This is a genomic window from Streptomyces sp. NPDC002446, assembly GCF_053595675.1.
In genome coordinates, this window is record NZ_JBSFYC010000004.1 from 103,342 (window position 1) to 113,039 (window position 9,698).

The window sequence follows — 9,698 nt, forward strand, 5'->3', positions numbered from 1 at the left end:
AACGCGCCATGAAGAAGGAGAAAGGCGTCCTCGCCGACGACCGGGACATCGCCGTCATAGGCCTGTCCCTGCGGTTGCCCGGCGCACGCACGCCCGAGGAGTTCTGGAGCCACCTGGCCGAGGGCCGCTCGCTGATCAGCGAGGTCCCCGAGCGCCGCTGGCGCAAGGAGGACCACCTCGGCCACCCGCGCCGCGAATTCAACAAGACCAACAGCGTCTGGGGCGGCTTCGTCGACGACGCCGACTGCTTCGACGCCGACTTCTTCCAGATCTCCCCGCGCGAGGCCCAGTCCATGGACCCGCAGCAGCGGATGGCCCTGGAGCTGAGCTGGCACGCGCTGGAGGACGCCGGCTACCGGGCCGACCGCGTCGCGGGCTCCGACACCGGCGTCTTCATGGGCGTCTGCCACTGGGACTACGCCGAGCTGATCGAGCAGCAAGTCGAGGAGATCGACGCCTACTACCCGACCGGCGCCGCGTACTCGATCATCGCCAACCGGGTCTCCCACCACTTCGACTTCCGCGGCCCGAGCGTCGTCAACGACACGGCCTGCGCCGCCTCGCTGGTGGCCGTGCAGCAGGCGGTGCAGGCGCTCCAGGCCGGCGACTGCGACCTCGCGCTCGCCGGCGGCGTCAACCTGACCTGGTCGCCGCGGCACTTCATCGCCTTCGCCAAGGCGGGCATGCTCTCGCCCGACGGCCTGTGCCGGGCGTTCGACGCCGACGCCAACGGCTATGTGCGCGGCGAGGGCGGCGGCGTCGTCCTGCTCAAGCGGGCCGCGGACGCCCGCCGCGACGGCGACGCCGTGCACGCCGTGATCAAGGGCATCGGCAGCAACCACGGCGGACGCACCAGCTCGCTGACCGTCACCAACCCGGCCGCACAGGCCGAACTGATCGCCGGCGTCTACCGCAAGGCCGGTATCGCACCCGAGACCGTCAGCTACGTCGAGACCCACGGCCCCGGCACACCGGTCGGGGACCCCATCGAGATCCGCGGCCTCAAGCAGGCCTTCGCCGACCTGGGCGCGGACCGGCCCGGGGAGGCCCCACCCCACAGGTGCGGCATCGGCTCGGTGAAGACCAACATCGGCCACCTGGAAGGGGCAGCCGGCATCGCGGGCATGCTCAAGGTCATCCTCGCCATGCGCCACCGCAAGCTCCCCGCGACGGTCAACTTCCGCAAGCTCAACCCCCTCATCAAGCTGGACGGCAGCCCGCTGTACGTCGTCGACGGCCTCACCGACTGGCACGCCGAAGGTCCCGCACCGCTGCGCGCGGGCGTCAGCTCCTTCGGATTCGGCGGGACCAACGCCCATGTCCTGCTGGAGGCCGCGGACCCGGTGGCCGCCACCGAGGACGCCGGCGAACACTGGCTGCCGGTGTCCGCCAAGGACGAGGACCGGCTCCGCGAGACCTGCGCCCGGCTCGCCCGCTGGGTCCGGACCCGGATCGAGGGGAACGACCCCCCGTCCCTGACCGATGTCGCCCGTACGCTGCGCGAAGGCCGGGTGCCCCTGCGCGAGCGCGTGGTGTTCCGCGCAAGCGGCGCCGACGAGTGGGCGGCACAGCTGGAGAGCGTCGCCGCGGGGGACCAGCCGCCCGCGGACTGCCCGCGCGGCCGGGCCGGCGCCGACGCCCCCGACGGCCTGGACGCCGACGATCTGACGGCCCTGGCCGAGCGCTGGCTGGAGCAGGGCCGGCGGGACAAGTTCGCGGCCGCCTGGGCCCGGGGCCTGCCCGTGGACTGGGCCCGGTGGCCCGAGCACGGCCGCCGGGTGCATGTGCCCGGCTACGCGTTCGCCCGTACGCCGCACTGGTTCCGGACGTCCGGGGGCGGCGCGTCCGGGAACAACACGTCCGGGAACAACACGGCCGGGAACAAGACGTCCGGGAACAAGTCGGCCGGAATGCCGGAGCGCGGTGCGACGGACACCGCCTCCGCCCCGGACACCGCTCCCGCCCCGCTCGGTGACGGCAGGCCGGAAGGCCGCGGCTGGACCTTCCCCCTGCGCTTCGACGCCGCACAGGTCTTCGTCCGCGACCACCTCGTCAACGGCGCGCGGATCGTCCCGGGCGTGGTGGCCCTGGAACTCGTCACCGCGGCGGCCGGACGGGCCGCCGTCGCAGGCCCCCGGGCCGGGCTGACGCCCCGCCTCCGCAACGTGGTGTGGATCCGCCCGCTGCTCGTCGGCGACACCGGGCTCACCCCGCAGCTCCGGCTGACCCCCGCCGCCGACGGCTACGACTACGCGATCACCGACGAGCACGGCACGGAGTACACCAGCGGCCGGGTCGAGTACGGCGAGGCGGCCGCGGCCGGGGAGACCGACCTGGGCGCGCTGCGCGAGCGGTTCCCCCAGCACCTCGACGTCGCCGAGGGGTACGCCGCGCTGCGGTCCAGCGGCATCAAGCACGGCCCGGCACTGCGCGGCCTGCACGCCCTGCGCCGCGGTCCGGACGGCGTGCTCGCCGAGCTGCGGCTGCCCGCGGACGCACCGGACGGCATGGCGCTGCAGCCCGCGATCCTCGACAGCGCCCTGCTCGCGGCCCTCGCCCTCGGTACGGCCGACGGCGGCTGGCGCCGGCCCGCCGCCCCGGCGGTGCCGTTCGCGCTGGACCGTCTCACCGTGCGCGCGGCGACGACCGCGACGATGTGGGCGTGGCTGCGGCCGGCCGGCCGCGGCACGACCGGAGCCGACATCGATCTGTTCGACGACAACGGCCGGCTGTGCGTGCGCTTCACCGGCTACACGTCGCGGGAGGTGCCCACCGCACCACCGGCGGCACCGCCGGCCCCGGAAGGGGAGCTGCTGGAGGTCACCGGTGTCTGGGAGGAGGCTCCCGCCCCGGCCCCCGCGGACGGGCAGACCGCGCCGGCCGGTCCGGTGACGGTGCTCAACGCCGTACTGGACGAGGACCTCGCGGCGGCCAGCGCCGCCCGGCTGGGCATGGACGTCCGGCAGCTGGCGGTGGCCGCCGAGGGCGCCGACGCCACCGATGCGGCCGCCATGAAGGCGGCGTTCGACTCCTGCTACCCGCAGATCCGGCAACTGATCGGCCAGGGGCGGCAGGTGCTGGTGGTCGCCCCGGGAGCCCCGGACTCGCCGGTCTACGCCCCGCTGGCGGCGCTGCTGAAGACCGCACAGCAGGAGAACCCCTCCTTCAGGGGCAGGCTGGTGCTCCTCGACGCCGGCGACCCGCGCGACACCGACCGCTTCGAGCGCGTCGTCCGCGCGGAGGCCGGTGCCGGTGACGACACCGAGGTCGCCTACGACGCCCAGGACCGCCGGGTGCGGCACGGCTTCGTGGAACTGCCGCGGGGCGAGGCGGGGGAGAGCCTGCTGCACGACGGCGGCGTCTACTGGATCACCGGGGGCGCCGGCGGACTCGGGATGCTGCTCGCCGAGCGGCTCTGCCGGCGCCACCGCGCCACGGTCGTCGTCAGCGGCCGCTCGCCGGACAGCCCGGCCGTCGAGGCGCTGCGGGCCCGGCTGCCCCACGGGGAGGCCGCCTACCGCCGCACGGACGTCACGGACGCGGACGCCGTGCGGGACGCGGTCGCGGACATCCGGGCGCGGTACGGACGGCTCGACGGCGTGTTCCACGCGGCCGGCGTCCTCGACGACGGCTACCTCGCGAACAAGCCCCTGGAGGGCACCGCCGCCGTCCTCGCGCCCAAGGTGGACGGCGCCACCCGCATCGACGAGGCCACGCGCGACCACGGCCTGGACTTCCTCCTGCTGTTCGGCTCCGTGGCGGGCGCCTTCGGCAACGCCGCGCAGGCCGGCTACGCCGCCGCCAACGCCTTCCTCGACGCGTTCGCCGCACGACGGCAGGCCGCCGGACGGGTGACCCGCTCCGTCGACTGGCCGCTGTGGGCCGACGGCGGTATGCGGATGGACGACGCCAGCCTCGCCTATCTGCGCAAGCGCACCGGGACCGTGCCGCTGCCGAGCGAGACCGGCCTGGACGCACTGGAGCGCGCACTGCACTCCGGCGCGCCGGTCCGCCGTGTGGTGCTCTTCGGGGAGCGGTCCAAGCTGCGCGGATACGCGGGCCTGGACCGCGCCGCGGAGGCGCAGCCGCGTACGTCCGGGGCGCCGGGGAAACCGGCCGCGCCGGCCGTACTGGACGAGGGCGAACTCCTCGCCCGTACCCAGGACCTGCTGCGGAACCTGTTCGCCGAGGTGACCCGGCAGGACGCGGAGCACATCCTGGCCGAGGAGAAGCTGGAGACCTACGGAATCGACTCGATCTCCATCGTCGACCTGACCAGCAGGCTGGAGGACACCTTCGGGTCGCTGCCCAAGACGCTCTTCTTCGAGTACGTCGATCTGCGGGGCGCGGCCGGTTACTTCGTCGCCGAGCACCGCGACCGGCTCCTCGAACTCTTCGCCCCCGAAGCCCCTGAAACCCCCGAAGCCCCCGCGGCCGGGGAGCCCGCCCCGGAGGTAGCTCCCGTCGAGCAGCCGCCCGCAGCCGAGACTGCCCCCGCGCCCGCGCCCACGTCCACGCCCGCGTCCGCCCCGGCCGCCCGGCCGTCCGACCCGGACCGCCACGACATCGCGGTGATCGGCATGGCGGGCCGGTACCCCGGCGCCGACACCCTGGAGGAGTTCTGGGAGCTGCTCAGCGAGGGCCGGCACAGCTTCGAACCCGTCCCGGCATCGCGGTGGCGGCACAGCGACATCTACTTCGACGAGCGTGACGTCGACGGCAAGACCGTCGTCAGGACCGGCACGTTCCTGCGGGACGTCGACGCGTTCGATCCGCGCTACTTCAACATCTCCCAGCGCGACGCCGAGCTGCTCTCCCCGGAGGTCCGGCTCTTCCTGCAGGCGGGTGTGACGGCCCTGGAGGACGCGGGCTACTCACGCGAGACGCTGCGGCGCCGCTACGACGGTGACGTCGGCGTGCTCGTCGGCTCGATGAACAACAGCTACTCGCTCTACGGCTTCCAGAACATGCTGATGCGCGGTACCGAGACCAGCGGCAGCGAACTCGGCGTGATGGCGAACATGCTGTCGTACCACTACGGCTTCACCGGCCCGTCCGTGTTCCTCGACACCATGTGCTCCTCGGCGTCGGCCTGCGTCCACCAGGCGGTGCGGATGCTGCGCGGCGGCGAGTGCCGGATGGCCGTCGTCGGCGGCATCAACCTGATGCTGCACCCGTACGACCTCATCGCGACCTCGCAGGCGCACTTCACCACCAAGTCGGCCGACGTCGTGCGCAGTTACGGCCTCGGCGCGGACGGCACGATCCTGGGCGAAGGCGTGGGCACGCTGGTGCTCAAACCGCTGGCCGACGCCGTCGCCGACGGCGACCACGTCTACGGCGTGATCAAGGGCAGCGGCATGACCAACGCCGGGGTCCGCAACGGCTTCACGGTGCCGAGCCCGCAGCAGCAGGCGCGCGCCATCGAGAAGGCGCTGGACGACGCCGCCGTGCCCGCGCGCACGATCAGCTACCTGGAGGGCCACGGCTCGGCGACCTCCCTCGGCGACCCCATCGAGATCAAGGGCGCTGCCCTCGCGTTCCGCCGCGACACCCAGGACCTGGGGTTCTGCGCACTGGGCTCGGTCAAGTCCAATGTGGCGCACCTGCTGTCCGGATCCGGCATGGCCGGCCTGACCAAGGTGCTGCTCCAGCTCAAGCACCGCACGCTGGCGCCCTCGCTGCACGCCGGGACGCTCAGCCCGGCGATCGACTTCGACAAGACGCCGTTCGTGGTGCAGCGCCACCGCGACACCTGGCGGCGCCCCGTGGTCGGCGGAGCGGAGGTGCCGCGCCGGGCGGGCGTCACGTCCATCGGCGCGGGCGGCATCAACGTGCACATCGTCGTCGAGGAGTTCGACGGGCAGGTCGTCGCCGCACCGGACAGCGGCCGCCCGCGGCTGCTGGTGTTCTCCGCCATGACGCCGCAGGCCCTGCAGACGGTGCTGCGCGCTCTGCACGAGCACCTCCGCACGACCGCGGTGGGCCTGGACGCCCTCGCCTACACCCTGCAGACCGGCAGGAACGAACTGCCGTGCCGGCTGGCCTTCGTCGCGGACGACCTCGCCGACGCACGGGCCCACCTGGCCCACCTGTCCGCCGTGGACTGGACGGCACAGTCGCCCGACGTACCCGCAGGCGTGCACTTCACGGCGAGCACGCTGCGGCGCCGGCGCACCGCCGACGCGGCGACCGTCGAACGGGCCCTGCGCGACGGGAAGCAGGCGGAGCTGGCGCAGCACTGGGCGGACGGCGCGAGCGTCGACTGGGACCTCCTGTGGCCGGCGGGCAGCCGCCCGGCCAAGCCGTCGCTGCCCGCCTACCCCTTCGACAAGGTGCGCTGCTGGTACCCCGAGCACGACGACGCGCCCAGCGTGCTGCGGCCGCTCGCCTTCGCCCGGCGCGCGCACCCCTGGGTCGGCGTCAACGCCTCGGACCTCAACGGCGTGCGCTACACCCTCCGGCTGCGCGGCGACGAACTCCTCGACTACGCCTACACGGCCGGACGCACGCGCCGTTACGCCACGGTGGCGCTGCTGGACGCGGCACTGGCGTTCGCGCGGCTCGCCGGGCTGGCGGGGCCGCTGCGGCTGCGCAACGCGCGGTGGGCCGCCCTCCCGTCGCCCGCGGACGCCCCCGAGACGTTCACCTGGCGGCTCGGCGCGTCCGGCGACGGCGGGCACCGCGTCGAGCTGTGGCACGCCGACGAGGCCACGCTCCGGTTCGCCGCCGACGTCGTACCGTCCGGGCCCGCCGAGGACGCGTCGATGCCGCAGGTGCTGACCGCGCCCGCGACCTTGGACCGGGACGGTTTCTACGCCGCGCTCGGCACCGCGGGCCTCGACGCCCGGCCGTACGCGCGCAGCGTCGAAGGGGTCACCGAGCTCGACGCCCACCGGCTGCTCGTACGGGTCGCCGAACCGGCCATGTGCCAGGACCCGCACAAGCAGCAGGTGCACCTGCCGGCCTGGGTGCTCGCCGGGCTGCTCCAGGGCGTCCAGCACGCGGGGGGCCGGGCCGACGCCGCCGTGGTGCGGGTCGGATCCGTGCAGGGCGAGCAGTGGGAGCGCACCCGGGCGATCGTGCTGGCGCGGACGTCCGACGCCGTCTTCCACGCGGCCTTCCTCGACGCGGACGGCCGGGTGCTGGGCCGGGTCGAGGACGCCGAGTTCACCGCCGGCGACCTGCGGCCGGAGCTTCCCGGCGAGACCGCGGTGGCACCGGTGGCACCGGTGGCACTGCCGCAGGCGTCGCGTCCGGTGCCGCCGACGCCGGCCGGTACGGGGGAGCGGCGGCCGCCGGAGGCCGAGCCGGCCGTGACCGTCGCGGCGGCCGCGGACGGGCCGGCGGCGCTCATCGCGTCGCTGCGCGAGACCGTCGCCGACCTGCTCAAGTTCGACCTGGCCGAGATCGACCTCGACACGCACTTCCACGCGTACGGCTTCGAGTCCATCGCGCTGGCCAAGCTCGCCGCGGAACTCAACGGCCTCCTCGGCACGGACCTCACCCCCGCCGTCTTCTTCGAGTGCCCCGACATCCGCAGCCTCGCCGAGCACCTGCTCGACCGCTACGGACCCGAGCTGACCCTCCCCGAGGCCGCCGACGCACCCGCGCCGGCCGCCGCCACCGAGCCGCCCCCGGTACCGTCCCCGGCGCCGGTATCCGCGCCGGACGACGCCGCGGTGGCCATCGTCGGCGCCGCCGGACGGTTCCCCGGCGCGGACGACCTGGACACCTTCTGGCAGCGGCTCCGCGCGGGCGACGATTTGATCACCGACTACCCCGGTGACCGCTTCGACGGCCCCTACGCGGACGTCGTGGCGCGGGCGGACTTCCCGAAGTTCGCCGGCCTGATCGAGGACGTGGACCGCTTCGACGCGGACTTCTTCCACCTGTCGCGGCTCGAAGCGGAGCTGATGGACCCGCAGCACCGCCTGGCACTGGAGACGGTGTGGGCCGCGCTGGAGAACGGCGGCTACGCCCCGGCGCGGCTCCCCGCGAACACCGGTGTCTACTTCGGCGTCTCCGGCAGCGACTACCACCACCTGCTCAACGCCAGCGGCGTGGCACCCGACGGCTTCACCGCGACCGGCAACGCCCACTCGATGCTGGCCAACCGGATCTCCTACGTCCTGGACGTGAACGGGCCGAGCGAACCCGTCGACACGGCCTGCTCCAGCTCGCTCGTCGCACTGCACCGCGCCGTCGAGAGCATCCGCTCGGGCCGCTGCGACATGGCCGTCGCGGGCGGTGTCAACCTGCTGCTGAGCGTGGACACCTTCGCCGCGACGCAGATGGCGGGCATGCTCAGCCCCGACGGCCGCTGCAAGACCTTCTCCGCCGGCGCCGACGGCTATGTCCGCGCCGAGGGCGTCGCCGCGGTGCTGCTCAAGCCGCTCGCGCAGGCACAGCGGGACGGCGACGCGATCTGGGGCGTGGTCCGCGGCAGCGCCGAGAACCACGGCGGCCGCGCCGGTTCCCTGACCGCCCCCAACGGCAAGGCGCAGGCCGCGCTGATCCAGGACGCCATGCGCGGCATCGACCCGGACAGCATCGGCTATGTCGAGGCGCACGGCACGGGCACCGGCCTGGGCGACCCGGTCGAGGTCAACGCCCTGGCCGGCGCCTACCGCGCGCTGCGCACCGCCGAGGGCAGGCCGCCGCACGCGGCCCGGCCGTGCGCGCTCGGCTCGGTGAAGACCAACATCGGCCACGGGGAGTCGGCCGCGGGTCTGGCCGGAGTGCTGAAGGTGCTGCTCGCCATGCGCCACCGCGAACTGCCGGCGACCCTGCACTGCGACCGGCTCAACCCGCAACTACCGCTCGCCGACGGCGGGTTCGAGGTCGTACGCGCAGCGCGCCGCTGGGAGCCGGGCACCGACGCCGCCGGGCGGCCCTGGCCCCTGCGGGCCGGCGTGAGCAGCTTCGGCTTCGGCGGCGCCAACGCCCATGTCGTCCTCGAAGCGCCGCCCGTACCGACTGCACCACCTGCCCCGGCGGGGCCGGCCCGCACGACCGCCCCCCAGGCCATCGTGCTGTCCGCCCGCGACGGCGACCGGCTGCGGGCCACGGCCGGCCGGCTGCGGGACTTCCTGGACCGGGCGCGCCGCGCCGGACACGCACCGGACGTGGCGGACCTGGCGTTCACCCTCCAGGTCGGCCGGGAGGCCATGGAACAGCGTCTGGCCTTCGTCGCCGGAAGCCTCGACGAGGTGCTCGGCACGCTGGAGAGGTTCCTGGCGGGCGACGAGCCCGCCGGCTGGCACACCGGCGGCATCCGGCGGTCGCGCGGCGCCGGGGTGCGGCGCGAGCCGGAGCAGGCCCCCGAGGTCACCCGGGCCCTCCACGACGGACGGCTCGACCGGGTGACGGCCCTGTGGTGCGACGGCGCCCCGGTCGACTGGCGGGCGCTGCACCCCGCGGGCGAGCGCCGCACCGTGCAGCTGCCCGGATACCCCTTCGCCCGCGACCGCTACTGGGTGCCCGCGGGCGGCCCCGCCCCCGACCCGCTGCCCGCGGCGCCCGTCCAACCCCCCGCGGACGGGCCCGCGTTCGAGACGGACGCCCGTGCGGCGCTGCTCGACGCGGTCCTCGACGGCCGCGCCGGCCCGGACGCCCTGAACAGGATCTGACGCCTCCCCCCTGTCTCCTCCCTGGACCGGGCGGCCCGCCGCCCCGTGACCCGGAACGGAATGAAC

1 protein-coding gene is annotated in these 9,698 nt (G+C 74.6%); it reads left to right on the forward strand.

From position 1 onward, the window contains the following. Positions 1–8: 8 nt before the first annotated feature. On the forward strand, positions 9–9,632 hold the full coding sequence (locus ACWD6P_RS04455) for an SDR family NAD(P)-dependent oxidoreductase (RefSeq protein ID WP_451442508.1): 9,624 nt from the start codon (positions 9–11) through the stop codon (positions 9,630–9,632). Positions 9,633–9,698 lie beyond the last annotated feature (66 nt).